The sequence below is a fragment of the Rhizobium sp. SSA_523 genome, from assembly GCF_030435705.1.
In the GTDB taxonomy this organism is placed as follows: Bacteria; Pseudomonadota; Alphaproteobacteria; order Rhizobiales; family Rhizobiaceae; genus Neorhizobium.
In genome coordinates, this window is sequence record NZ_CP129382.1 from 3,237,524 (window position 1) to 3,262,276 (window position 24,753).

Annotated in this window: 26 protein-coding genes and 1 tRNA gene; 12 read left to right on the forward strand and 15 right to left on the reverse strand. The window is 62.4% G+C overall.

Annotation, left to right across the window (positions count from 1 at the left end; genetic code table 11):
* Window positions 1–148: 148 nt before the first annotated feature.
* The 4 genes from lnt to trmB all read left to right on the forward strand — a co-directional run bounded on the left by lnt (window position 149) and on the right by trmB (window position 4,488).
* On the forward strand, window positions 149–1,765 hold the full coding sequence (gene lnt / locus QTJ18_RS23650; RefSeq protein WP_252753390.1) for an apolipoprotein N-acyltransferase: 1,617 nt from the start codon (window positions 149–151) through the stop codon (window positions 1,763–1,765).
* A 156-nt stretch (window positions 1,766–1,921) separates the two neighbouring features.
* Window positions 1,922–2,341 (forward strand): helix-turn-helix domain-containing protein, encoded by a 420-nt coding sequence (locus tag QTJ18_RS23655; RefSeq protein WP_252753389.1) that lies wholly within the window; start codon window positions 1,922–1,924, stop codon window positions 2,339–2,341.
* A gap of 195 nt (window positions 2,342–2,536) precedes the next feature.
* Window positions 2,537–3,778: a methionine adenosyltransferase gene (gene metK, locus QTJ18_RS23660; protein WP_252753388.1), complete on the forward strand. Its 1,242-nt coding sequence runs from the start codon at window positions 2,537–2,539 to the stop codon at window positions 3,776–3,778.
* A 2-nt stretch (window positions 3,779–3,780) separates the two neighbouring features.
* Window positions 3,781–4,488, forward strand: coding sequence for a tRNA (guanosine(46)-N7)-methyltransferase TrmB (gene trmB / locus QTJ18_RS23665; RefSeq protein WP_252753387.1), 708 nt, complete (start codon window positions 3,781–3,783; stop codon window positions 4,486–4,488).
* A gap of 75 nt (window positions 4,489–4,563) precedes the next feature.
* Here the strand turns inward: trmB and QTJ18_RS23670 are convergent, their stop codons facing one another.
* The 4 genes from QTJ18_RS23670 to QTJ18_RS23685 all read right to left on the reverse strand — a co-directional run bounded on the left by QTJ18_RS23670 (window position 4,564) and on the right by QTJ18_RS23685 (window position 7,589).
* The gene (locus tag QTJ18_RS23670; protein ID WP_252753677.1) at window positions 4,564–4,821 is read right to left on the reverse strand and encodes a BQ00720 family protein; all 258 of its coding nucleotides are present in this window, start codon (window positions 4,819–4,821) and stop codon (window positions 4,564–4,566) included.
* Window positions 4,822–4,863: 42 nt separating this feature from the next.
* Entirely contained in the window at window positions 4,864–5,292 is a 429-nt protein-coding gene (locus QTJ18_RS23675) for an Hsp20 family protein (RefSeq protein ID WP_252753386.1), read from the reverse strand.
* Window positions 5,293–5,425: 133 nt separating this feature from the next.
* Window positions 5,426–6,325, reverse strand: a complete 900-nt coding sequence (locus tag QTJ18_RS23680; RefSeq protein WP_252753385.1) for a ribokinase — start codon at window positions 6,323–6,325, stop codon at window positions 5,426–5,428.
* A 49-nt stretch (window positions 6,326–6,374) separates the two neighbouring features.
* Complete coding sequence (locus tag QTJ18_RS23685; RefSeq protein WP_252753384.1) at window positions 6,375–7,589, reverse strand: DNA recombination protein RmuC; 1,215 nt, start codon at window positions 7,587–7,589, stop codon at window positions 6,375–6,377.
* Between the two features lie 124 nt (window positions 7,590–7,713).
* Between QTJ18_RS23685 and def the strand changes: the two genes are divergently transcribed.
* The 3 genes from def (at window position 7,714) to truA (ending at window position 10,109) form a co-directional block, all read left to right on the forward strand.
* Window positions 7,714–8,229: a peptide deformylase gene (gene def / locus QTJ18_RS23690; protein WP_252753676.1), complete on the forward strand. Its 516-nt coding sequence runs from the start codon at window positions 7,714–7,716 to the stop codon at window positions 8,227–8,229.
* Between the two features lie 135 nt (window positions 8,230–8,364).
* A complete protein-coding gene (gene fmt, locus QTJ18_RS23695; RefSeq protein ID WP_252753383.1) occupies window positions 8,365–9,300 on the forward strand; it encodes a methionyl-tRNA formyltransferase in 936 nt (311 codons plus the stop codon).
* The gene (gene truA / locus QTJ18_RS23700) at window positions 9,300–10,109 is read left to right on the forward strand and encodes a tRNA pseudouridine(38-40) synthase TruA (protein WP_252753382.1); all 810 of its coding nucleotides are present in this window, start codon (window positions 9,300–9,302) and stop codon (window positions 10,107–10,109) included. The genes fmt and truA overlap by 1 nt, the downstream gene beginning before the upstream one ends.
* Here the strand turns inward: truA and QTJ18_RS23705 are convergent.
* Genes QTJ18_RS23705 through dapD form a run of 4 tightly spaced genes read right to left on the reverse strand, consistent with a single transcriptional unit; the run spans window position 10,056 to window position 13,482 of the window.
* The gene (locus QTJ18_RS23705) at window positions 10,056–10,652 is read right to left on the reverse strand and encodes a hypothetical protein (protein ID WP_252753381.1); all 597 of its coding nucleotides are present in this window, start codon (window positions 10,650–10,652) and stop codon (window positions 10,056–10,058) included. The genes truA and QTJ18_RS23705 overlap by 54 nt on opposite strands.
* Before the next feature lie 29 nt (window positions 10,653–10,681).
* Window positions 10,682–11,314 carry a hypothetical protein gene (locus tag QTJ18_RS23710; protein ID WP_252753380.1) on the reverse strand — a complete coding sequence of 211 codons (633 nt, stop codon included), beginning with the start codon at window positions 11,312–11,314 and terminating at the stop codon, window positions 10,682–10,684.
* Window positions 11,301–12,596: a succinyl-diaminopimelate desuccinylase gene (gene dapE / locus QTJ18_RS23715; RefSeq protein WP_252753379.1), complete on the reverse strand. Its 1,296-nt coding sequence runs from the start codon at window positions 12,594–12,596 to the stop codon at window positions 11,301–11,303. Before dapE ends, QTJ18_RS23710 begins: the two co-directional genes overlap by 14 nt.
* 16 nt (window positions 12,597–12,612) lie before the next feature.
* Window positions 12,613–13,482, reverse strand: a complete 870-nt coding sequence (gene dapD / locus QTJ18_RS23720; RefSeq protein WP_252753378.1) for a 2,3,4,5-tetrahydropyridine-2,6-dicarboxylate N-succinyltransferase — start codon at window positions 13,480–13,482, stop codon at window positions 12,613–12,615.
* A gap of 143 nt (window positions 13,483–13,625) precedes the next feature.
* Between dapD and QTJ18_RS23725 the strand changes: the two genes are divergently transcribed.
* Entirely contained in the window at window positions 13,626–14,501 is an 876-nt protein-coding gene (locus tag QTJ18_RS23725) for an LOG family protein (protein WP_252753377.1), read from the forward strand.
* Window positions 14,502–14,582: 81 nt separating this feature from the next.
* Here the strand turns inward: QTJ18_RS23725 and QTJ18_RS23730 are convergent, their stop codons facing one another.
* On the reverse strand, window positions 14,583–15,287 hold the full coding sequence (locus QTJ18_RS23730) for a calcium-binding protein (RefSeq protein ID WP_252753376.1): 705 nt from the start codon (window positions 15,285–15,287) through the stop codon (window positions 14,583–14,585).
* A 141-nt stretch (window positions 15,288–15,428) separates the two neighbouring features.
* Window positions 15,429–16,139 carry a pyrimidine 5'-nucleotidase gene (locus tag QTJ18_RS23735; protein WP_252753375.1) on the reverse strand — a complete coding sequence of 237 codons (711 nt, stop codon included), beginning with the start codon at window positions 16,137–16,139 and terminating at the stop codon, window positions 15,429–15,431.
* Window positions 16,140–16,240: 101 nt separating this feature from the next.
* Here QTJ18_RS23735 and QTJ18_RS23740 point away from each other — a divergent pair, with 101 nt between their 5' ends.
* Window positions 16,241–17,146 (forward strand): EamA family transporter, encoded by a 906-nt coding sequence (locus QTJ18_RS23740; protein WP_252753675.1) that lies wholly within the window; start codon window positions 16,241–16,243, stop codon window positions 17,144–17,146.
* Here the strand turns inward: QTJ18_RS23740 and argB are convergent, their stop codons facing one another.
* Window positions 17,147–18,031 carry an acetylglutamate kinase gene (gene argB, locus QTJ18_RS23745; protein ID WP_252753374.1) on the reverse strand — a complete coding sequence of 295 codons (885 nt, stop codon included), beginning with the start codon at window positions 18,029–18,031 and terminating at the stop codon, window positions 17,147–17,149.
* A gap of 413 nt (window positions 18,032–18,444) precedes the next feature.
* On the opposite strand from argB, the gene QTJ18_RS23750 reads away from it, so the two are divergent.
* Window positions 18,445–19,197 (forward strand): anti-sigma factor, encoded by a 753-nt coding sequence (locus tag QTJ18_RS23750; RefSeq protein WP_252753373.1) that lies wholly within the window; start codon window positions 18,445–18,447, stop codon window positions 19,195–19,197.
* Window positions 19,198–19,217: 20 nt separating this feature from the next.
* On the opposite strand, the gene yihA is transcribed toward QTJ18_RS23750, so the two are convergent.
* The 4 genes from yihA to rpmH form a co-directional block, all read right to left on the reverse strand.
* Entirely contained in the window at window positions 19,218–19,886 is a 669-nt protein-coding gene (gene yihA, locus QTJ18_RS23755; protein WP_252753674.1) for a ribosome biogenesis GTP-binding protein YihA/YsxC, read from the reverse strand.
* 91 nt (window positions 19,887–19,977) lie between these two features.
* Window positions 19,978–21,816, reverse strand: coding sequence for a membrane protein insertase YidC (gene yidC, locus QTJ18_RS23760; protein WP_252753673.1), 1,839 nt, complete (start codon window positions 21,814–21,816; stop codon window positions 19,978–19,980).
* Window positions 21,816–22,208 (reverse strand): ribonuclease P protein component, encoded by a 393-nt coding sequence (rnpA, locus tag QTJ18_RS23765; protein WP_252753372.1) that lies wholly within the window; start codon window positions 22,206–22,208, stop codon window positions 21,816–21,818. Before rnpA ends, yidC begins: the two co-directional genes overlap by 1 nt.
* Window positions 22,209–22,237: 29 nt before the next feature.
* Window positions 22,238–22,372: a 50S ribosomal protein L34 gene (gene rpmH / locus QTJ18_RS23770; protein ID WP_252753371.1), complete on the reverse strand. Its 135-nt coding sequence runs from the start codon at window positions 22,370–22,372 to the stop codon at window positions 22,238–22,240.
* A gap of 570 nt (window positions 22,373–22,942) precedes the next feature.
* On the opposite strand from rpmH, the gene QTJ18_RS23775 reads away from it, so the two are divergent.
* Both QTJ18_RS23775 and QTJ18_RS23780 read left to right on the forward strand, forming a co-directional pair.
* Window positions 22,943–24,373 carry an ATP-binding protein gene (locus tag QTJ18_RS23775; RefSeq protein WP_252753672.1) on the forward strand — a complete coding sequence of 477 codons (1,431 nt, stop codon included), beginning with the start codon at window positions 22,943–22,945 and terminating at the stop codon, window positions 24,371–24,373.
* A gap of 142 nt (window positions 24,374–24,515) precedes the next feature.
* Window positions 24,516–24,592 (forward strand) — tRNA-Arg (locus tag QTJ18_RS23780).
* Window positions 24,593–24,753: the final 161 nt, after the last annotated feature.

Here is a 24,753-nt window from a genome sequence, read left to right on the forward strand (position 1 = left end):
CTTGGCCCTCATCCACGGACTGCGCTAACAAGAGCCGACAGGTGCGGTGCAAGCGGTGCGGCTGATTCGCAAGCGCGGACCTGGACCTGGTCGAACAGAGCGAAGTCCGGGCTCTGACCGGATCTTGATGCGGGTGGGGATAGCGGGCATGGAAAGACTAGCAAACAGGGTCATTCTGCTTTGGGGCTGGCGACGGGCGCTGCTTGCCATCGCCAGCGGGGCCTTTGCCGCCTTGGCCCTTCCGCCGGTCTCGTTTGTCGCAGCGCTCTTTGTCTCCTTCCCGCTCCTTGTCTGGCTGATGGATGGGCTGTCGACGGCGCCCGGCTCCGGCTTTCTTGCCAGGTCCCGCTCCACAATCCTGATCGGCTGGCTCTTCGGCTTCGGCTATTTCGTGGCGGGGCTCTGGTGGCTGGGTAGCGCCCTGCTGGTCGAGGCGGATGAATATGCCTGGGCGCTGCCGCTGGCGGTCCTCGGCCTCCCGGCGGTGCTGGCGATTTTCTATGGGCTTGCGACCTGGATCGCCGGCCTCTTCTGGTCCGACGGTTTCGGCCGGCTGACGGCGCTGGCACTCGGCTTCGGCCTGGCGGAATGGCTGAGAAGCTTTGTTCTGACCGGCTTTCCCTGGAATGCCATCGGCTATGGCGTCATGCCGATCCCTCTGATGATGCAGACCGACCAGGTGATCGGCCTGTTCGGGGTCAGCGCACTCGCCGTCTTCGTCGCCGCGGCGCCCGCTTTGTTGGGCACGCGCCGCGGCATGCTGACCGGCCTGGCGCTGGCGCTCGCCCTGGCATGCGCGCATCTCGGCTACGGCGCCTATCGCCTCTCCGATGCGCCTCCGCTCGGCGCGGCGGCGGAGGCCGGGCCGTCGGAGGCTGGCGATATCAGCGTGCGCATCGTCCAGCCGGTCATCGATCAGGCCCAGAAAATGGATATCAATGATCGGGTCGCCGTGTTTCAGGAGCATCTCGATCTGACGGCGCTTCCGCCGCGACAGGGGCAGCGGCGGCCGGATATCATCATCTGGCCGGAAACCTCGGTCCCCTTCATCCTGACGCAATATCGCGACGCGCTGGTGCGCATCGCCGATGTGCTGCAGGATGGGCAGATCCTGCTGGCGGGTGTGGTCAGAACGGAAGACGGGCCACCGGGAGAGCCGCCGCGTTACTATAATTCGGTCTATGCGATCGACAGCCAGGGGCAGATCCTGGCCGCCGCCGACAAGGTGCATCTGACGCCTTTCGGCGAATATCTTCCCTTCGAAAGCATCTTCAATGCTCTCGGCATCGGCAATATCGTCAACGTGCCGGGTGGTTTCACCGCCGGTGCCGGACACGCCCTGCTGACCCTTCCCGGAGGGCAGACCTTTTATCCGCTCATCTGCTACGAGGCGATCTTTCCCGATGAGATCGAGCCGTCATCGGCAAGTGTTTCCGCCCTTCTTAATATTACGAATGACGCATGGTTCGGCAATACACCCGGGCCCTACCAGCATTTTCTGCAATCACGGCTGCGGGCCGTAGAAACGGGCCGTTCACTGATTCGAGGCGCCAATAATGGCATTTCGGCCTATGTTGATCCCTATGGCAGGATCGTCAGTAAAATAAACTTGGATGACAAGGCCGTATTAGATTCCACCCTCGGTCGTTTTCCTGTTTCCAAATGGGACAATTACACTCGTAATAATAACTTCTGGTTGATAATTTCTACTTTGCTTGTGATTGCAATAGTCTCTCGACTAGGGCCGAAATTACACCTCAATTGACCGCAAACCCTAGAAATTGCATAGTGTAGACCGCTCTCGCGCAAGCAAATTCTTCCGTCGCCGTGTGGGCAGCAGTGACATAGTGTATGCATATTGGGTGCATAGAGTTGCAGTGTGGCGAGTGACGGCGGCCACTTTACAGATAGGACGCACTATATGATCGAGAACAAGAAGAGGCCGAACCCGATCGACATTCATGTCGGAAGCCGAATTCGTCTTCGTCGCACTATGCTGGGCATGAGCCAGGAAAAACTGGGCGAAAGCCTCGGCATCACGTTCCAGCAGATCCAGAAATATGAGAAGGGCACCAACCGCGTCGGCGCCAGCCGGCTGCAGAACATATCGGGCATTCTCAATGTGCCTGTCTCGTTTTTCTTCGAGGATGCGCCCGGCGACCGCCCGGCTTCGGAAATGGGGATGGCGGAAGCCTCCAGCTCCAATTACGTGGTGGACTTCCTGTCCTCCTCGGAAGGGCTGCAACTGAACCGCGCCTTCGTCAAGATCACCGACCCCAAAGTGCGTCGGCGGCTGGTGGATCTGGTCAAGGCATTGGCGGCAGAAGCCGATTCCGAATGAGCGTTCTGCCTCGGTCAACACCACAAGCGGCCTTCTGGCCGCTTTTTTTATGCCTTCAGGCATAATTGGCTGCAGATCCCCGCTGTCACTTTGCCGATGACTCGTATAAAGATATATTTATGTCGTTGTGTCCTTGTCAGCGCAATGCAAAATGACTACGACGTTCGACGGTTTGTTCTTGAGGGGAATCCCAGCATGCGCGCCAATTACCTGTTTACCAGCGAATCCGTCGCTGAAGGCCATCCCGATAAGGTCTGCGATCGCATTTCCGATGAGATCGTCGACCTGGTGTACCGCGAAGCCACCAAGACCGGGGTGGATCCATGGAAGGTGCGCATCGCCTGTGAGACGCTGGCCACCACCAATCGTGTGGTCATCGCCGGGGAAGTCCGTTTGCCGCCGAGCCTGATGAAGAAGGACAAGAACGGCCAGGACGTCATCAATCCCGCCAAGTTCAAGACCGTGGCGCGCCGCGCGATCCGTGATATCGGCTATGAGCAGGAAGGCTTCCACTGGAAGTCCGCCCGCATCGATGTTCTGCTCCATTCGCAATCGGCCGACATTGCCCAGGGCGTGGACAATGCAGCCGATCAGCAGGGCAATGAGGGCGCCGGCGACCAGGGCATCATGTTCGGCTATGCCTGCAACGAGACGCCGGATCTGATGCCGGCCCCGATCTATTATTCGCACCGCATCCTTCAGCTGCTGGCCAATGCGCGCAAGACGGGCGAGGGCGATGTCGCAAAGCTCGGGCCCGATGCCAAGAGCCAGGTGACCGTCCGCTACGTGAACGGCAAGCCCTCGGAAGCCGTTTCCATCGTTTTGTCGACGCAGCATCTGGACGAAGCCTGGGATTCCAAGAAGGTCCGCCAGGTTGTGGAGCCCTATATCCGCGAAGCGCTCGGCGATCTGAAGATTGCCGATGACTGCGCCTGGTACATCAACCCCACGGGCAAGTTCGTCATTGGCGGACCGGACGGCGATGCCGGATTGACCGGCCGCAAGATCATCGTCGACACCTATGGCGGTGCAGCCCCGCATGGCGGCGGCGCCTTTTCCGGCAAGGACACGACCAAGGTCGACCGGTCGGCAGCCTATGCGGCCCGCTACCTGGCCAAGAATGTCGTCGCTGCCGGCCTTTCGGAAAAATGCACGATCCAGATTTCCTATGCCATCGGCATTGCCCAGCCGCTGTCGATCTATGTCGACCTGCATGGAACCGGCAAGAACGCGACCGAAGATCAGGTCGAGGCCGCGATCCGCAAGGTCATGGATCTTTCGCCGTCCGGCATCCGCAAGCATCTTGACCTCAACAAGCCGATCTATGCAAAAACATCCGCCTATGGCCATTTCGGCCGCAAGGCCGGCCGCGACGGTTCCTTCTCCTGGGAGAAGCTGGATCTGGTGAAGCCGCTCAAGGAAGCAATGAAGGGCTGAGAATGTCGTCTGAGGATACCGAGCGCCGGTCGCGAGCCACCGAGGCCTTTTTCGGCCGGCGCAAGGGCAAGGCCTTGCGCGAGAACCAGATCGACCTGATGTCGACGCTGCTGCCGTCACTGCGGCTGGATCTGGCGGCTCCGGCGCCGGCCGCTCTGGCGGATCTCTACAATCGTGAAGTCGAGCGGCTGCGGCTGGAAATCGGCTTTGGCGGCGGCGAGCACCTGGCTCACCGCGCGGCCGAACAGCCCTCGACCGGGTTTATCGGCGTCGAACCCTTCGTCAATTCCATGGCGAAGCTGCTGGCCAAGGTGGACGAGCAGGGTCTGGACAATATCCGCGTCTATGATGACGATGCGACCCAGCTTCTCGACTGGCTGCCTGCCGCCTCCATCGACCAGATTGATCTGCTTTATCCGGATCCATGGCCGAAGAAGAAACACTGGAAGCGGCGCTTCGTGTCACAGGTCAATCTGACGCGTTTCCAGCGGGTGCTGAAGCCCGGCGGACTGTTCTGCTTTGCCTCGGATATCGATACCTATGTGAATTGGACCCTGATGCATTGCAGGGATCATGGCGGCTTCCAGTGGCTGGCTGAAGAACCCTCGGACTGGCTGTCGCCCTTCGCCTCCTGGCCCGGTACGCGCTATGAAGCCAAAGCGCGCAGGGAGGGGCGGTCGTCGGCCTATCTAACCTTCCGGCGGATCTGAGGCCCGGCGGATCTGAGGCCCGGCGCGTCTGAGACCCGGCGCGTCTGAGGCAGGCGCCTCGGCCGCGCAAACGTGTCAGTGAATGCTGACGGTTTTCAGATCGTCTTCCGCCGCCTTGAAGAAAGTGCTCGACCGGTTGTCCGTCAGCAGGATCGGGGTGCCGTCGGCGCCGAACAGTGCCCAGAGATCAAGGCTCGGGTCGATTTCGGGAGCCTCGGGAAAGCACTTGGAGACTTCTTCGGACCGCATTTTGCGAATGTAGCCAATTTCGCCCGAACCGAGATGGGCAAGTTCCGACTGCGTCAAGTGCGAGGTCGCATTCTTCAGGAGCATCATCGCCTCCGTCTCCATTCATCAGGCATCGCTGCCATGAACTTACTCTGAGACGGAAATGTTAATTTTTCGCACCATGCGCTCAGGTTCCGGCCGAATGAGATCGACCGAGAGCAGGCCGTTCCGCAGGCGCGCCCCACCGACCTGCATACCGTCGGCCAGGACGAACATGCGCTGGAACTGCCGTGCGGCAATGCCGCGATACAGATAGTCCCGCGCGCCTGTCTCCGTTTGCCGGCCTCTGATGATCAGCTGGTTTTCCTCCAGGCTGATGTCCAGATCGTCTTCCGAAAAACCGGCCACAGCCAGCGTGATCCTCAATCGCTCGGGCTCGCCGTCGAGCTCGGGACGCATGCGCTCAATATTATAGGGAGGATAGCCGTCATTGGCCTTTGCAAGACGCTCCAGCGTCTTCTCCATCGTATCGAAGCCCAGAAGCAGCGGGCTGGTAAACGGTGTCATCCGACTCATCTCTCAGTCCTTGATCACAAGCGACCGCGCGCGCATCCGGGAAGGCCTGCGCCAGCACCCAGTTATATGGGTGGAGCCCGTGCTCTTCGCAAGCGGGGCCTTTGCGACCTGGAAGCCTGGACGGCATGGCGTCTCAGCGCCTGGCATCCACATCGCCGGCCATGGGAATGGCCGGTTGCGCGCCGGGTTTCAGGCAGGCAAGCGAGCCCGCCACCGCGGCCCGCCGCAGCGCCGCGGCAAAGTCGAGCCCCTGGTCGAGGCTCGCGGCCAGATAGCCGCAGAATGTATCGCCGGCGCCCACTGTGTCGACGGGATCGATCGTCAGGCCCTTTTGCGCCAGAAGCTCGCCCTGATGCATGGCAACGACACCGTCACCGCCCAGCGTCACCACCAGTGTCTGGCCGGTTTCCGCATGATGCTGGCGCATGGCGCTGATCCGTTCGTCGGCGGAGAGTTTCCGACGGCCGATGAGAAGCTCGAATTCGGTTTCGTTGGAGACCAGGATGGTTGCCAGGTGGGCGAGGCGGATCGAATCCGGCGTCAGCGGCGCCGTGTTGAACAGGGTGGTCACTCCCCGGGCGGCGGCGTCCGTCAGCGCCTGCTCCACGCAGGATGCCGGGATTTCCATCTGCAGCATGAGAATGTCGCCCTCGGCCATGGAGGCAAGGGCGGCCTTGCCGTCCTGCGGTGTCACGCGGCCATTGGCGCCGGATACCACCACGATCATGTTCTCTCCGTCGCCGCCGACGAGGATGAGTGCCGTGCCGGTCGAACCGTCGACCGTCCTCACCCGTGCGAGATCCACTCCCGCCTGCGACAGCAGGGCCAGGGCGGGCTCTGCGAAAGCATCATCGCCGACAGCCGCCACCATCTGCACCTGCGATCCGGCGCGGCGTGCAGCCAAAGCCTGATTGGCACCCTTGCCGCCGGCGGCCGTGGAAAAGGAACCGCCTTCCAGGGTCTCGCCCGGCTCCGGCAGGCGTGCTGTGGTGGCGATGAGATCCATGTTGACGGAGCCGAAGACGGTGATCATGCGTGTGTCCTGTTGAGTGCCGTTGCGGACCGGACACTGCCCGACGGGATCAATCCTCGTCAACCATCCGAAGCTTCAGAAGTCGCGTGCGGCCGTCATTCGCGGAACTTGGCTGTGCGGGCATGCGCTCCGACAGAGGCTGGGTGGCCGCAGCCGGAGGCTCGACCTCTTCCAGGTCGAGGGCGCTGATGCGGGCGCCGCGGCGTGACAGCTTGTCGGAAGAGGTCAGGATCTGCTCGATATCCTTCTGGGCCAGGGAGAAATGCCCCTGCAGTTTACGGGTCCTCTCGTCGAGCCGCACGAGGTCGTCCATCAGCAGCGCCACCTCGCTCTGGACGAGATGCGCCTGTTCGCGCATGCGCTGATCCTTGAGGAGCGCCTGCAGGACCTGGATGGAGAGCATCAGCAGCGATGGCGAGACGATGACGATGCGCAGCCGCTGCGCCTTCTGCACAACGCCTTCGAAATGCTCGTGAATCTCAGCGAAGATGGATTCGGAGGGCACGAAGAGAAAGGCCGTCTCCTGCGTTTCGCCGGCCAGAAGGTATTTCTCGGCAATATCCTTGATATGCGTTTCCAGGTCGCGCCGGAATTGCTGCCCGGCCATCTTGCGCTGGTCGGGATGGGGCGCGTCGCGAAAGGCATGCCAGGCTTCGAGCGGAAATTTGGCGTCGATGACAAGCGGCGGCGCGTCATTCGGCATGGTGATCGTGCAGTCCGGCCGCAGGCCGTTGGAGAGTGTGGTCTGAAAGCTGTAGGCGCCCTTTGGCAGGCCGTCTGCGACGATCACTTCCATGCGCCCTTGTCCGAAGGCGCCACGCGTCTGCTTGTTGGAGAGAATGGCCTGCAGCCCCACCACATCCTTGGCCAGCGTCTGGATATTGCTCTGCGCCGCATCGATCACCGCCAGTCTCTCCTGCAGGAGGCGCAGGTTGTCATGGGTGGATTTGGTCTGTTCGGCAATCGTCGAGCCGAGCCTGTGGGTCATGCCGTCGAGTCTCTGGTTGACCGCGCGGTTGAGCTCCGCCTGGCGGCTGCCCAGGGCCTCCGTCATGGCGGACATGCGGCCCTGCATTTCGGCCTGCGCCCGTAAAAGCGTGTCCAGGCGGTTCTCCATCTCCTCGCGCCGCCGGCTCGCCGCGCGGCGGGTAAGCCAGACGGCGAGAAGGAGGAGAAGGGCCGCGCCGCCCAGAATGAGGCCGATGGGACCCGCAAGCAGTGCGGCCAAAGCCGGATCGACGAGTGAAGCATTTGCGTGTTGCATCGGACGACCCTAAACAAGAAAGCAGGAGCCGAAAAGATCAAAACATGAACAAACCGGCGAAAATCCGCCAAATCGGGTCATCCGGCCAGTTTCATCCGGAAAAAAGATGCGTTATGGGAAGCGCATGACGATCAAGCCGCTTATCATTCTCCCCGATCCCCTTCTGCGTCAGGTGTCCAAGCCGATCGAGCAGGTCGATTCCGACGTGCTGCAACTGGCCGATGACATGCTGGAAACCATGTATGACGCGCCGGGGATAGGCCTGGCGGGCATACAGATCGGCGTGCCGCGCCGTATTCTTGTGGTCGACGTGTCGCGCGAAGGCGAGGAAAAGCAGCCGCTGGTGGTGATCAACCCGACCATTCTCACCTCCTCGGACGAGCGCTCGGTCTATGAGGAAGGCTGCCTGTCCATTCCCGATTACTATGCAGAGGTGGAGCGTCCGGCGTCCGTGACGGTGGACTATGTCGGACGCGATGGTAAGCAGCACCAGATCGAGGCCGACGGCCTTCTCGCCACTTGTTTGCAGCACGAGATCGACCATCTGAACGGGGTGCTGTTCATCGATCATATATCGCGGCTGAAGCGCGAGATGGTGATCAAGAAATTCACTAAGGCAGCCAAGACCAGGGCCATCTGACGGCGTCGGGGCCAGTCGTCGCACATGCATCCCGGCTGCACGATCGGGTTTTGACACGCCCTGCCTGATCCGGGCTTGATCTTCTATGCTTGAGCCGGTTTGAAGGCGCCTGATCGAAACGAGGAGACCCGGCCAATGGCACTGCGCATCATCTTCATGGGGACGCCCGAATTTTCCGTGCCGACCCTGCGCGCCCTCAAGGCGGCCGGACACGTGATCGTGGCGGTCTATACCCAGCCTCCCCGCCCGGGCGGCCGCCGCGGCCTCGACCTGCAGAAATCGCCGGTCCATCAGGCGGCGGAACTTCTCGGCATTCCGGTCTTCACGCCGCTGAATTTCAAGGATCCGGAGGAGCGCGCCCGTTTTCGCGCCCATGCGGCCGATGTGGCGGTGGTGGTCGCCTATGGACTGCTTCTGCCGATGGAGGTTCTGGAGGGCACGCGGCTCGGCTGTTACAACGGCCATGCCTCCCTCCTGCCGCGCTGGCGCGGCGCCGCGCCCATCCAGCGGGCCATCATGGCCGGCGATGACAAGACCGGCATGATGGTGATGAAGATGGAGAAGGGCCTGGATACCGGCCCTGTGGCGCTGACGGCGGAGGTGGAGATTGCGAAAGACACCACGGCCGGTGAGTTGCATGACCGGCTGATGCAGGTCGGGGCGCGCGCCATGGTCGAGGCCATGGAAAAGCTGGAGGCTGATGAACTGCCGCTGACGCCGCAGCCGCAGGATGGCGTTCTCTATGCCGCCAAGATCGATAAAAGCGAAACGCGGATCGATTTCACCAGGCCGGCCGCTGTGGTCCACGATCACATCCGCGGTCTCTCGCCCTTTCCCGGCGCCTGGTTCGAAGCCGTGATCGCCGGCAGGACGGAGCGGATCAAGGTTCTGGCCAGCAGCCTTGCCGAGGCAAAGGGTGAGGCGGGCATGGTGCTGGACGACAGGCTGACAGTGGCCTGCGGCGAGGGAGCGATCCGACTGATCCGCCTGCAGAAAGCCGGTGGCAAGCCGCTGGACGCCGAAACCTTCCTGCGCGGGACTGCGCTTGCCGCCGGAACGAGGCTGGCCTGATGCCGCGCTTCAAGATGACCGTCGAATATGACGGCAGCCCCTATGTCGGCTGGCAGCGCCAGGAAAATGGCCATTCCGTGCAGTCGGCGATCGAGAAGGCCATTCGCTCCCTGACCGGCGAGACCGTCTCCATTCGCGCGGCCGGCCGCACGGATTCCGGCGTTCACGCCTTCGGGCAGGTGGTGCATGCCGATCTGGCGCGGGCCTGGGTGCCCTACAAGCTGCGCAATGCGCTGAATGCGCATCTGGCGATGGCCGGGGAGAAGGTGTCGATCCTGCAGGTAGAGGCCGTCGACGACGGCTTCGACGCGCGCTTTTCGGCGCTGCGTCGCCATTATCTCTACCGCATCATCACACGCGCCTCGCCGCTCGCCATCGAAGCCAGGCGGGCCTGGTGGGTGTCGAAGCCGCTCGACCACGAGGCCATGCATGCGGCGGCGCAGATGCTGGTCGGGCATCACGATTTCACGACCTTCCGTTCGGTCCATTGCCAGGCGAGGAGCCCGATGCGCACGCTCGACCGGCTGGACGTGACCCGCCGGGGCGAACTGATCGAGATCCGCGCCTCGGCGCAGAGCTTCCTGCACAATCAGATCCGCTCCTTTGCCGGAACGTTGAAACTGGCCGGCGAAGGAAAGATGACGCCGCAGGACGTTCGCGCCGCCCTGGAGGCGAAGGACCGCGCCGCCTGTGGGCCGGTTGCGCCGCCGGAAGGTCTCTATTTCATGCAGGTCGATTATCCGGATCCTGCCGGATCAGCCGGGATAGACGCCGAGAAACTGTTCCAGCGCATCGGAGAGGATGAGTGACGGCACGATCAGCACCATCGTCAAGGTGGCGATCATCAGCCGGTGGTCTCCCAGAAACATTCTGAGGATACGGCTGAGCGCGATGATCATGCACAAGATCGCAACCAGCCAGGCAAGCGCGACAATGCCGGTCAGAGACGGCGTCATGATCAGCAGAAGGCTCATGACGCTGTAGACATAGGCGAAGGGAACGGAGATCCAGTTGACCGTGACGACAATGGCCGGATAGTGCCTGCCAATGCCGAGCATGGCGGCAAGCACGCCGGCCAGGACGATCGGCACCAGCCAATTGGCCGCTTCCAGCATGGCCATGCGCAGGAAGAAGACGCCGCCCAGCGACTGACCCGGCGGCAGGCCTTCAAGAAAGGCGATCCGCCACCAGATCCAAGACAGAGCAATAGCAGGCAGGCACCAGACCACGGCCCAGAAGGATCGCATCATGCCGCGATCGCTGATGTCGAGATATGTGAAACCGGCGCGGTCGCCCTTGACCAGCAGCCAGAGGCCAAACAGGTAAAGCTGAACTTCAGACAAAGCAGGCAAGCAGCAGGCCTCCGGGCGGAACAGCAAAATCAGCCATGCGTCAAACCCATGGCGGCTTCAAGATGTTGGATGATCCACATCGGCGGCAGGATCGTCATCAGGAGCAGGGCCGCGCGCCTCCATTTGGTGCCGCCGACAACCGTGCGCAATATGCGCCAGACCAGGATCAGCGCCATCGTCAGCAGAGCCAGCAGCAGACCGATCGATACAAGCCATTGCAGGGTGGAGGTCTCGTTAAGCAGCAGGAGGACGGGGATAAGGGTCAATACAGCTGCATAGACGAAGGGAATGGCGCCCCAATTGGCCATGACGATCATCGGCCGGATCAGTGGCCGCAGGCCAAGCGCCATGCCGGACAGGATGAGGCTGAGAATGGTGAAGCACCACAGACTCGCTTCGATGACCAGAACCTGAAAGATGAAGGTCAGGTGCCAGCGTCCGAGGTCCGGCAGGGCCTGCAGGAACTCGATGCGGCGCAAGATCGCATAGACGAGAAAGGCGGGGAGGCTGAAGAGCACGGCCCGGAAGGACCGGATGATGCCCTCGTCGGACACATCGAAATGCGAAAGGCCGCGTGCATCGCCTTGCGCCGTCAGCTGAAGGCCGCGCAGCGGATGTCTGATCTCGACCAGCCAGGATTGGACCTTTTCAGGCAGCCGCATGGGTGAACCAGCGCTCCAGGAAGCTCTCATATATGCCGGTCAGCGTCTCCAGATCCGAAAGGGACACCCGCTCGTCAGCCATGTGCATGGTCTGTCCGACCAGGCCGAATTCCACCACGGGGCAGTAATCCTTGATGAAGCGCGCGTCGGAGGTACCACCGGTCGTCGACAGCGTCGGCACCTGTCCGGTCACCTTTTCGACCGCAGCGGACAAAGCCTCGACCAGGGCCTCGTTGCGGGTCAGGAACACCTGGCTCGGCCTTTGCGACCAGGTGATCTCGTAGCGGACCGGATCGCGGCCGGGCCTGAGACGGTCATGCGCGGCTGCGGCGTCGAGCCGGCGCAGAAGTTCCGCCTGCAGGGTCTCGACGCTCCAGAGATCGTTGAAGCGCACATTGAATTCGAGCCGCACCCTGGCCGGGATCACATTGGTTGCCGTGTTGCCGGTATCGATCGTGGTGACTTCGAGATTGGTCGGCGGAAAATGCGCGGTGCCGGAATCGAGTGGCGGAAACATCAGGGCCTCGGCCATGGCCGCAGCCGCCCGCAGCGGATTATCGGCCAGATGCGGGTAGGCGACATGGCCCTGGACCCCGTGAATGGTGACCGAAGCGGAAACCGAGCCGCGCCGGCCGATCTTGATCATATCGCCCAGTCTTTCCGGATTGGTCGGCTCGCCGACGAGGCAGGCGTCCCACTGCTCGCCTTTTTCCCTCGCCCATTGCAGGAGCTTGACGGTGCCGTTGATGGCCGGACCTTCCTCGTCGCCGGTGATGAGGAAGGAAATGGAGCCTCGCGGCGCCCCGTGCCGCTCGACATGCCGGGCAACGGCCGCCACGAAGCAGGCTATGCCGCCCTTCATATCCACGGCGCCACGGCCGAACATCGCACCATCGGCAATCTCTGCCGCAAAGGGCGGATGACTCCAGGCCGCCTCATCGCCCACCGGTACCACATCGGTATGGCCGGCAAACATCAGATGCGGTCCGCTGGTTCCGAGCCGGGCGTAGAGGTTGTCGATGTCCGGCGTCCCTGCCTCGCGGGCGGTCACCCGCTCAACGCTGAACCCGAGGGGCGTCAGCATGTCCGAAAGAGCGGCCAGCGCTCCGGCATCACTCGGCGTCACGGAGGGGCAGCGGATCAGCCGCCGCAGGTTCTCCACCGGTTCCCGGGCTTCACCCTTCACCCGACCCTTCACCTGGTCCGAATTCTGGGCCGAATTCTGAGCCGAATTCTGGGCCGCATCCTGGGGCTGATCGTGAGCCTGATCTTGCGCCGACATGTCTCGATCCTTGTGATCAATCGCGCAGAAGCTCGTTGATGCCGGTCTTGGAGCGGGTCTTCTCGTCGACCCGCTTGACGATCACGGCGCAGTAGAGATGCGGTGCCGGCATGCCGTTCCCCATTGTGGCATTGGCCGAGGGCATGGAGCCGGCGACCACGACGGAATAGGGCGGTACCTCGCCATACATGACCTCGCCGGTGGTGCGATCGACGATCTTGGTCGACTTGCCGATATAGACGCCCATGCCCAGCACCGATCCCTCGCGGATGATGCAGCCCTCGACCACTTCCGAGCGCGCCCCGATGAAGCAATTATCCTCGATGATCGTCGGTCCCGCCTGCAGCGGCTCAAGCACGCCGCCGATGCCGACGCCTCCGGACAGGTGGACATTGGCGCCGATCTGCGCGCAGGAGCCGACGGTCGCCCAGGTGTCGACCATGGTGTTCTCGCCGACATAGGCGCCCAGATTGACGAAAGAGGGCATCAGCACGACACCCTTCGAGACATAGGCGGAGCGGCGCACGACGGCATTGGGCACGGCGCGGAAACCAGCGGCGCGGAACTGGTTGTCGCCCCAGTTTTCGAACTTGGACGGCACCTTGTCCCACCAGGTGGCAGAGCCGGGCCCGCCGGTCACGACCTGCATGTCGTTCAGGCGGAAGGAGAGCAGAACCGCCTTCTTCAGCCACTGGTGAACAGTCCAGCTGCCGTCCTCGCCGCGCGAGGCAACCCGCAGGCGTCCCTCATCCAGAAGGCTGAGGGCTTGGTCCACGGCATCCCGGATCTCTCCCTTGGTGCTGACCGTCACGCTGTCACGATTGTCGAAGGCAGCTTCGATCGTCTTTTCGAGAGAGGCAAAATCGGGGTTCGCGGGGCTCGTCATGGGAATTCCTTGTCTGTCACACGCATCGTGATGAGGGGAAGCTCTCTGCCGGCTGGCAAAATCATGCCATTTGCTCTAAGCGACCGCCACTCAGGCGTCAATGTGCTTTGGCGCACAAGCGATTCGGGCTCGGGAGAATCCCCATGGCAGCAGATAAAGAGGGCGGAATGCGGCGCAAGGGCGGGGTCTTCGACCCGCTCAAGGACAGTTCCGTCGACAAGCTGCGGGCGCGGGCCATCCCCAGGACGCCGCAGTCGGAATCGCCGTCCTACCGGCTTGCCTATACGGATGAGGATTTCCTCTGCCGCGACGAGTTGCGGCCTGTCCGCCTTCAGCTCGAACTGCTGAAGCCGGAAATGATGCTGACGGAAATGGGCATCAAATCCACCGTCGTCCTGTTCGGCGGCGCCCGGATTCCCGAACCTGGTACCGAGCCCTGGGCGGCGCGCAACGAGGTGCAGAGCCGCAATCTCAAGGCCGCGTCCGTCTATTACGACGAGGCACGCAAGTTTGCCGCACTTTGCGCCCGCCATTCGGCAACGCTCGACCATCAGGAATTCGTCGTCGTCACCGGCGGCGGGCCCGGCGTGATGGAGGCCGGCAATCGCGGTGCGACCGAGGCCGGCGCACCCACGATCGGTCTCAACATCCTTCTGCCGCACGAGCAGGCGCCCAACCGGTTCGTAACGCCGGCTCTGAGCTTCAACTTCCACTATTTCGCCATCCGCAAGATGCATTTCCTCATGCGGGCGCGGGCCGTGGTGGTGTTTCCGGGAGGGTTCGGCACGCTCGACGAGCTCTTCGAGGCGCTGACGCTGATCCAGACCCGCCGCATGGAGCGGATCCCGCTGATCCTGTTCGCCGAGACCTTCTGGCGCAGGATCGTCAATTTCGAGGCGCTGGCCGAGTTCGGGACGATTGCGCCGGAAGACATGGATCTGATCAGCTTCGTCGAAACGGCCGATGAGGCCTGGCAGGTGGTTTCGGATTTCTACGGACTGGAAGAAGCCCGCCCCTGACGCCGGGCGGGGCGGCAGGGACAGGCTCTCGACGATGCATCACGGCATCGTCCTCAGGGCTGAAACAAAGCCTCTGGCGGATCAGAAGCGCTGTTCGGGCAGGTCGTCGATGGAGATGACCCCATCCTTGTTGCGATCCATGCGCGTGAACATCTTGTCGGCGGCGGCGCTCGCCTCCGCCTTGCTGATCTGACCGCTTTCATCCGTGTCGATCATCCGGACCAAGCCAATGCCCGGCATCATGTCGCGCGGACCCACTCCCATTCCGTGCCGCCCGCCGTGGTGACGGCCGGGACCGCGCTCGCCCTCGGCCATTTCGCGCGGACCGGGCCCGCCTTCCGGTCCCTTGGCCATTGCCTCAGGTGCGTCGTCCGCCGTGTCGTCGGCCATGTCCTTGGCCGCGTCCTCGTTACCGGCAGCCTTGCGGCGTTCTGCGCGTTCGGCCTTGCGCGCCTCGCGTGCCTCGGCCCGTCGCGCTTGCCGGTAGTCGCGGATCTCGCCCGGCGTCAGCGTTTCGTCCTTGTTGCCGTCGATCGCGGTGAAGGTGGCGGCCTGCCAGGCGGTGACCTCCTCCTTGGAGATCTTGCCGTCCTTGTCCTTGTCGGCCGCCTTCAGGAGCCTGACGAACATCACGTCGCGCATCATGGCCCGGTCACCGCCGGGGCCAGCCCGATGGCCGCCATGCTCATGATGGCGTGGGCCGGGAGCGGCAAAGCTCGCCGGGACGGCTGCACCGACGAGGAAACTTGCCCCGAGGGCCATTACGATATACCGGTTCACTCTCATGAAGCTGCCTCCTTGGTTGCTCATGAGATGAAAGTAGCGAGCGCTTCTTCAAGCAACCACTTAAACATCCGTAACCTGCATGACATTTCGGTAATGTCGCCCGCATGCGATTCCGGCGACTGTCAGCCGGCACTCGCCGCGTCAGGCCGGCAGGATGGATTGCAGGAAGCCGGTCAGGTCGTCCGTCATGAAGTCGACATTGGGATCGGCCTCGTCCGCCTGTTCCCAGCGTTCGATTACAAAATCCCCGAGATTGCGGGGCACCAGCAGAACCGTCGTCATGCCGAGCACGCGCGGCACCTGGAGATTGCGCGGCAGGTCCTCGAACATGGCAGCGTTCTTGACGTCGACGCGGTTGAGCTGGGCGAACTTGTTATAGGTCTCGCCAGCCGGCTTGGGCACGAATTCGGCGGCGACAATATCGAAGATCTCATCGAAATGGTCGAGAATGCCGAGGGCCCGCGCCGCGGCCTCGGCATGCGAGACGGTGCCATTGGTGAAGATGAACTTGCGGCCGGGCAGGGCCTTGATCGCCGCGCCGAGTTCCGGATGCGGCAGAAGCGCCGAGTAATCGATCGCATGCGCCTTTTCGAGAAAGGCATTGGGGTCGATCTTGTGATGGACCATCAGGCCCTTCAGCGTCGTGCCGTGCTCGTGGTAATATTGCTTCTGCAATTTACGGGCGTCGTCGCGATCCATCTGCAGGAGCTCGGCGACGAAATCCGTCATGTTGCGATCGATCTGCGAAAACAGATTGACGTGATGCGGATAGAGCGTGTTGTCGAGATCGAAGACCCAGTCCCGAACATGGGAAAAGGCGGCGGGATCGGGCGATGTGGTCAGATGAGGCATGCCGGCTTTATGCACCTTCCCCGCGGGAAAGAAAAGCAGCGATCCGATCCGGCCTCTGTCCGGCTTGGCGAGGCAACGCGACCGTGCTAGCGCCATGGGTCATGGAAGCCTGGATCCCGATCACGATTGCCGCCGCCTTTCTGCAGAACCTGCGCTCGACCCTGCAGAAGCACCTTCAGGGCGAACTGGGAACGCGAGGCGCAAGCTTTGTGCGCTTCGGCTACGGCTTTCCCATCGCCGTCCTTTATGTCGTCGCCCTACATCGCTTCGGCGGCTACCGGCTTCCGGCGCTCAATCTTACCTTCGCCTTCTGGGCCGTGATCGGCGGGTTGGCGCAGATCTACGCCACCATCATGCTCGTCCATCTGTTCACCCTGCGCAATTTCGCCGTCGGCACGGCCTATTCGAAGACGGAGCCGGTCCAGGCGGCGATCTTCGGCGCCCTGATCCTGGGCGAGAGCCTCACAAGCGGGGCGGCTGTCGCCATCGTTATCGGGGTTGTCGGAGTCATGATCATTTCCATTGCCCGCTCGCCGCTCACCCTGCGCAATCTCTGGTCCTCGCTGTTCAGCAGGACGGCATTGATCGGCATGGCGTCCGGTGCCGTGTTCGGCATCTCCGCCGTCGCCTATCGCAGTGCTTCCCTTGCGCTCGAGGGACCGAACGCGGTGATGCAGGCGGCGGTGACGCTTGTCTGCGTCACCGGCTTCCAGACGATCTTCATGCTGGGCTGGATGCTGCTGACGGATGCCGGCGAGATTGTCCGGGTGGCCAAGGCCTGGCGCACCGCATCGCTGGTGGGGCTTGCAGGCGTTGTCGGTTCGGCGGGATGGTTCACGGCCATGACGCTGCAGCAGGTGGCCTATGTGCGCGCGCTCGGCCAGATCGAACTCGTCTTTACCTTCGCCTCTTCGGTCATCCTGTTCAAGGAACGGATCAACCGTCTCGAATTGGTGGGATGCCTGCTGATCGTTACAGGCATCCTCGCGCTTCTGGCGTGGTCGTGATCAGGGAACGATCAGCGTTCCGGCGCCTTCGGTGAAAATTTCCAAAAGAACCGAATGGGCCACCTTGCCGTTCAGGATGACGACGCCCTGAACCCCGGCCCTGATGGCATCGATACAAGTCTCCACCTTCGGGATCATGCCGCCGGAGATCGTGCCGTCCCTGATCAGGGCCTGAGCCTGTGCCACGGACAATTCCTTGATGAGGTTCTTGTCCTTGTCCAGAACGCCTGGCACATCGGTCAAAAACAGCAGCCGGTCGGCGCGCAGGGCACCCGCGATCGCGCCGGCAAACGTGTCCGCATTGATGTTGTAGGTGGCTCCGTCACGACCCGGGGCGACGGGTGCGATGACCGGGATCATCTCGGATTTTGCCAGGAGATCGAGCAGCGTGCGGTCCACCTCGACGATTTCCCCGACAAAGCCCAGGTCAAGAACGCGCTCGATATTGGAATCCGGATCGATCACCGTCTTCTTGGCCTTCTCGGCAAACACCATGTTGCCGTCCTTGCCGCAAAGCCCGATTGCCCATTCCCCTGTCTGGTTGATCAGCGCCACGATCTCCTTGTTGATGGAGCCGGCAAGAACCATTTCGACGATTTCGACCGTCTTCTGGTCGGTCACGCGCAGACCGCCTTCGAACTTCGATTCGATCCCCATCTTGCTCAGCATGGCACCAATCTGCGGGCCGCCGCCATGCACGACGATCGGGTTGATGCCTGACTGCTTGAGCAGGGCGATATCCTCCGCGAAAGCCTTGCCGAGCGCGCTGTCGCCCATGGCGTGGCCGCCATATTTGACGACGATCGTCTTGTTCTCGTATTTCTGCATGTAGGGCAGGGCCTGCGCCAGGAGCCGGGCCTGCATTTCGCTTTCGGAAGGGGACATCAAAACACCTCTTGAACACCGGGTGCGGCCTTGTAATACCAAAACGCGATCTTAGGAACCCATGTGCTGGCGCGATTGACGCAGCTGCGCGGCGATCCGCCTGATACTCCTGCATTGACACTCCGGACGAAGAGTCCGATCCTAGGCCTGATGGCGAAGGTGAGGAGCGCCAGGGGAGGCGTGTCGCGCATGGCACCGGAGCGGGCTCGACCCATCGGACGTTCGGCCCACCGGCCGGTAGAGCGTGAGCATCGGCCTGTGGGTATGGGTAGCGCAGGCATGGTTCAGGCTTGGCTCGGGCATTGCGGACGACCCTTTTCGGGACTGGTGCCGTCGAGAATGCAGCGCCGGCCAGGCATTCCAGGCGGCGCGTCCTTTCCAAAGCTCCTCCAAACCGAACGAGTGCAGGATTGATGGCCAGACGGGACCAGAGCGAAGGAGACCGCGCCCGCGACGAGGTTCTTGCGGGAGAATATGTTTTGGGGATGCTGTCGGCGGAAGCGCGTCAGCGCGTCGAGGCTCGCTTACGCCATGACCAGCCCTTCGCCGCGATCGTCTCGCGCTGGGAGGAGAACCTGGTGCCGCTGGAGGACGATGATCAGCCGGCCTCGCCCCTGCGTCTGGCCCTTCCCCAGGTCTTGCCGAGCCTTCGCCCTGTCAGGGGCATGGGGACGCCTTCGGCGCGCGGCGGGGTCCTGGCCGCAGCCTGGCGATCCGTTGGCCTCTGGCGATCGCTGGCCTTCGCCTCGACCTTCCTGCTGGCCGGCACGGTTCTGTTTGCCGAGCGTTCCGCCTTCCATGCGGAGGGCGCCGCGGCCTTGCGGGCGGATCTCGCCACACAGGATACCGGTTCGATCAGCCTGTCGGCAGCCTACGATCCGAAAACCGGTCTGCTGCGGCTGGCGCCCGTTGCGGCTGCGGCCGATGACCGACCCCAGGTGCTTGAGCTTTGGCTGATGGGCGACGGCGGCGCATCCACCTCGCTGGGCCTCGTGCCGCAGAAGGCGGGCGATAGCCTGGTGCTTGCGCCGGCACTGCGGCAGAAGCTGGTAAAAGGCGCCACGCTTGCCGTCAGCCTCGAAGAGCCGGGCGGCTCCGCCACCGGCGAACCCAGCCTGCCGCTCCTGGCACTTGGCCAGGTGCAGGGCCAGGTTCAGGGACCATAAGCAGCTCTCTTCAGGGCCGCTCAGAGATCCTGCACGGGCCGTCCGACTGTCTTGCAGATCTCTTGTCTCAGCTCGTCCAGCCCTGCGCCCTTTTCCGAGGAGGTCGAGAGGATTTCCGGATAGGCGGCCGGCCTCTTGCGGATCTTCTCCGCCGTTTCCGCCATCAGGCGGGTCACGGCCGGCGGCTTGATCTTGTCGGTCTTGGTCAGAACGATCTGGTAGGAAACGGCCGCCTTGTCGAGCAGCGTCAGGACGTCCTCGTCATTCTTCTTGATACCGTGACGGCTGTCGATCAGCACATAGACGCGCTTCAGCGTCGCGCGGCCGCGCAGATAATCGAAGACCAGCTTGGTCCAGGAATCCACCTGGTCCTTTGGCGCCTGGGCATAGCCATAGCCGGGCATGTCGATCAGCGCCATGGGCGGCAGGTCGCCGGCCTCGCCGGAATAGCCTTCCGGCACGAAGAAGTTCAGCTCCTGTGTTCGGCCAGGCGTATTGGATGTGCGGGCCAGGCCGCGATGGCCGACCAGCGCATTGATCAGCGAGGATTTTCCCACATTCGATCGGCCGGCAAAGGCCACTTCCGGCGGCCCCTCGGGCGGCAGGAACTGCAGGGACGGGACGCCTCGGATGAAGATCCACGGGCGGCCGAAAAGCGGCTTCTCGTTGCCGGTGCTGTCGCTGTCCATCATGCCTCGTCTCTCTTCTCGTCCTGCATCGTTTGCGCTCGCCATTGCCTGAAACGAAAACCCCGGACGAGGTCCGGGGTCCCGTAAAAGGCTATTTCCCGGCTGTCGATTTTCGTCGGAACACGCCCTTCAAATTGTCGAACAGCTCGATCTTGGCGCCGTTGCGCTTCATGATGAGTGCCTGCTGCATGATCGACAGCGTGTTGTTCCAGGCCCAGTAGATAACCAGACCGGCCGGGAAGGAGGCCAGCATGAAGGTGAAGACCAGAGGCATCCAGGTGAAGATCATCGCCTGGGTGGGATCGGGCGGCGTCGGGTTCATGCGCATCTGCAGGAACATGGTGATGCCCATGATGATGGGCCAGACGCCGATCATCAGCGCATGCGGCACGTCATAGGGCAGCAGGCCGAACAGGTTGAACAGCGAGGTCGGATCGGGCGCAGACAGATCCTGGATCCAGCCGAAGAAGGGCGCATGCCGCATCTCGATGGTGACGTAGATCACCTTGTAGAGCGAGAAGAAGATCGGGATCTGCAGGAGGACCGGCCAGCAGCCGGCGATCGGGTTGATCTTCTCCTCCTTGTAGAGCTGCATCATGGCCTGCTGCAGCGCCATGCGGTCGTCGCCATGCTTGGCCTTCAACTCTTCCATCTTCGGCTGCACGCGCTTCATGCCCGCCATGGATGCGTATTGCTTGTTGGCGAGCGGGAAGAACAGGAGCTTGACGACGATCGTGGTGCACAGGATGGCCACGCCAAAATTGCCGAAGTAGCGGAAGAAGAAATCCATCAGCTTGAACATCGGCTTGGTGATGAAATAGAACCATCCCCAGTCGATCAGGAGGTCGAAGCGCGGAATGCCGAGCGACTGCTCGTACCCGTCCACCAGCGGCACTTCCTTGGCGCCGGCAAAGATCAGGTTCTTCATTTCGGTCGACTGGCCCGGCTGCACGGTCACGGCATCGGTCTTGTAATCGGCCTGAAAGCGCGCCTGTCCATCGGCGAAATGCGTGAACCTCGCCTCATAAGGCAGGGTCTGCGGAGGAATGAGCGTGGTCGCCCAGTATTTGTCGGTGATGCCGAGCCAGCCGCCGGTTGCCTTGGGGAAGGTGTAGGGCTCTTTTTCGACGCTGCTGTAGCTCTCTTCCGTCAGGCCGCCTTCCGTGCCGAGGACGCCGAGGAAACCCTCATGGATGACGTAGACGGAGGCGTGCTCGGGCTTGTTGTACCTCGTCACCCGGCCGTAGCTGGCAAGCGAGATCGCAGCGCCGGTGGCGTTTTCGACCTTATCGGTGACAGTCACCATATAATGTTCGTCCACCGCGAAAGTGCGCGAGAAGACGACGCCCTTGTCATTGGTGAACTGCAGGGTCACCGGCGTCTGTGCCGTCAGCTTGTCGCCGCTTGCAACCGTCCAGACGGTCGAAGGGCCGGGGACGGAACCTACATTCTCACCCGGAATAAAGCCGATTTCGGTAAAATAGCCGCCTTTGGTATCGGCCGGCGACAGCAGCGTGATCGTCGGGCTCGCGGGATCCACGGTCTCGTGATAATCGCGCAGATGCAGGTCGTCCAGGCGTGCGCCGGTGAGGTTGATCGAACCCGAAAGCGCCTGCGTGTCGATGGCCACCCGCGGCGTCCTGGCGATCGCCTGTTCGCGCGTGGCGGCAGCCGGGGCCTGCGAGGAACCGGGCAGCGTACCGCTCACCTGGCCCGATTGGCCGGTCTGGCCCGCCTGTCCGCCTGCGGCATCGGCCTGAGGATTGCCGGCGGCCTGGGATTGGGCCTGCATCTCGGCCTGCTGGGCCTGTTGCGCCTGCTGGGCCGCGCGCTGGGCCTCCATCCTCGGGTTCATATAGAGGAACTGCCAGCCCAGGACGATCAGCACCGATAGCGCGATCGCGATGTAATAGTTACGGTTCTTTTCCATCATGCTTTCCTGGAACGGGTCTCCTCGGACCGCTTCTGTTTCGGTCTGCTTCCCACGCGTTCGGAAAGCGCTGCCGCGAGCTCGGCAAAAGGTGCGTTCAGCATGTCCCGCCGGGCGACAATGACATAGTCATGTCCCTCATTCATTGCAAATCCGGCAGAATGCCTCACCGCCTCGCGCAGGCGCCGCTTCATCCGGTTGCGCTCGACAGCATTGCCCTGTTTCTTCGTGACGGTAAAGCCGACGCGGGGGGCAGTGCCGGGCTGCTTGCGGTCCAGCACTTCAACGAGGAAATACGGGCCGCGGCGCTTTTCGCCGTTGCGAACGGCAAGAAACTGCGGCCGGCTCTTCAGCCGCCCGACAGTCTGTTCGTGGATATCCTGTTCCGTCATCGCCCGCAGCGACCCGGGCAGGGCCGGCCTTAGGCCGACAGACGCTTGCGACCGCGGCTGCGGCGGGCGGACAGAACCTTGCGGCCGCCCTGGGTTGCCATACGAGCACGGAAACCGTGGCGACGCTTGCGAACAAGCTTGGACGGTTGATAGGTACGCTTCATTTTTTTAACACCGCGGTGTGCGGCCCTTCTTGAATTTGCCCTCTTTTGAGGAGCAAGAGCGTTGCTTTTGGGAACGTTACGGCACGGCCGGGCGCACGCGCGCCTGCCGAAACACCTCACGTGCGCGGCTTATAAGAGGAGTTTGCGGCAAAAGTCAATTCGTCCGCCGGCTGCGTCCTCTTTCTGCCTTGCCCGTATTTCCCGCCTGCTCTCGTGATTTTGATCACGCGACTGATCCGGAAGCCCAATCCGAGCATAAGACAAGGACAGGCATGAGGCTTGTGACGAAGATAAGGCTCGGGACGAAGGCAAGGCTTGAGACGGGCATGAGGCCATGACGAGTGCGGGGCGGAGACAGCTGCACGACCAACCTTACCATACTGTCATCTAGCCGGACTGGAAATAAGCGGCCGAACCCTTTATTCTGCAGTGCAAACGGGACGATTGGTTCCAGACCGGGTGCCATTCATCGAGACGGAGATCCGCATGAGATCCGAGGCGGACATATCCGCTAGAGTGGAGGACGGTTCGCCCGGGACGCGGGGCGGGGCGGACAGCACCCTGCCGCGCATGCCGCAGCGGCTTCGCGGCCTGTCCGGCCGTCTTTTGTGGCTGACCGTCATTTTCGTGATGTTCGCAGAGGTCCTGATCTTCGTGCCGTCGATTTCGGTGATGCGCATGACCTGGCTGCGTGACCGGCTGGATACCGCCGCCGCCGCCGGCATCGTCATCGACGGTCTGCAGCCGGCCGAACTGCCGCGCGCCGTTCAGGACGATACACTGCTGGCCACCGGCACCAAGCTTCTCGCCCTGAAAAAGGACGGGACCTCGCGCCTGCTTGCCGCCATCGATGTGCCGCCGCAGGTGGACCAGCAGATCGATCTGGCCAATGAGACGGCATTCGGCTCCATGCGCAATGCCCTCGATACCCTTGTCTTTGGCGGTGGGCGGGTGATGCGCGTGTTCGGCCCGATCGGCGAGACCGATATGGTCATCGAACTGGTGATGCCGGATGATGCCTTGCGCAAGGCGATGATCGGCTTCTCCAAAATGATGTTCGGCATTTCGCTGCTGATATCGCTGGTCACCGCGGGCCTCATCTATATCGCCATCAACAAGATGATGATCGGACCGCTGCGTCGGCTGACGCATGGCATGCAGAGCTTCTCCGAACAGCCGGAAGATCCCGAACGCATCTTCGCGCCCGGCCATGCCCGGGGAGAACTCGAGGTCGCCGGCGCGCATCTGGCAGCAATGCAGATGGAATTGCAGCGGACGCTCAAGCAGAAGAAGAACCTGGCCGATCTCGGCCTGGCCGTGTCGAAGATCAACCATGATATGCGCAATATCCTTGCCTCCGCCCAGTTGATGTCCGACCGGCTGGTGGATGTCGATGATCCCATGGTCCGAAGCTTTGCGCCGAAACTGCTGCGCACCATTGATCGCGCCGTTGGCTATACGAATGAGGTTCTGGCCTATGGGCAGGCGGATGAGGCCATGCCTCGAAGGCGGCTCCTGCCGCTGGCCGGACTGTGCCGGGAGGTGCGCGACATGCTCGCCATCGATCCCGAAGGCGATATTGATTTCGTTGACCAGGTCTCCGAGGACATCGAGGTGGATGCCGATTCGGAGCAGTTGTTCCGCGTCATCCATAATCTCTGCCGCAATGCGCTGCAGGCTCTCGGTCAGGCCTCGCCGCCGGAGGATGGCAGCGGCAAGCGCCTCAGTCTCACCGCCCAGCGCGTCGGTAGCGTGGTCAGCATCACGATCGACGACAATGGACCGGGCATGCCGCGAAAGGCGAGGGAGAACCTCTTCACCGCCTTTCGCGGTTCCGCCCGCTCCGGCGGCACAGGGCTTGGACTTGCCATTGCGCGCGAACTGATCCTCGCCCATGGCGGCACGATCGCTCTGGTCGAGAAGCCGGGACCGGGAACGCAATTTCGCATTGAAATCCCCGATCGCCCCGTCTCGCTGGAGGACTACCGGGCGAGGGCATGAAAAATATGGAATAATAACAATTGCTTGGAGTGATATCTCAGTAAAATGACAGAGCCTTGGGCAAAATCGCTTGCATTCGAAAGCGAGAGGCTTTAGAGGATCGCCACACGCCGCGACGCTACTGAACGTCGAGAAACGGCAGGCACCCGTAGCTCAGCTGGATAGAGCACCAGACTACGAATCTGGGGGTCAGGAGTTCGAATCTCTTCGGGTGCGCCACTTTCCTTTCTTCGACAATTGAAGCTTGCAGCCATGCCCCTTGGGCATGCCGAGCCTTTGCGGCTTCTCTAGCGGTCGGGGCTGAGGCGACTTCCAAACCTTGACATGATCTCCTGACATCGGCCGCGATCATTCCGGATCTGCGGCGATCAGAGCCTCGG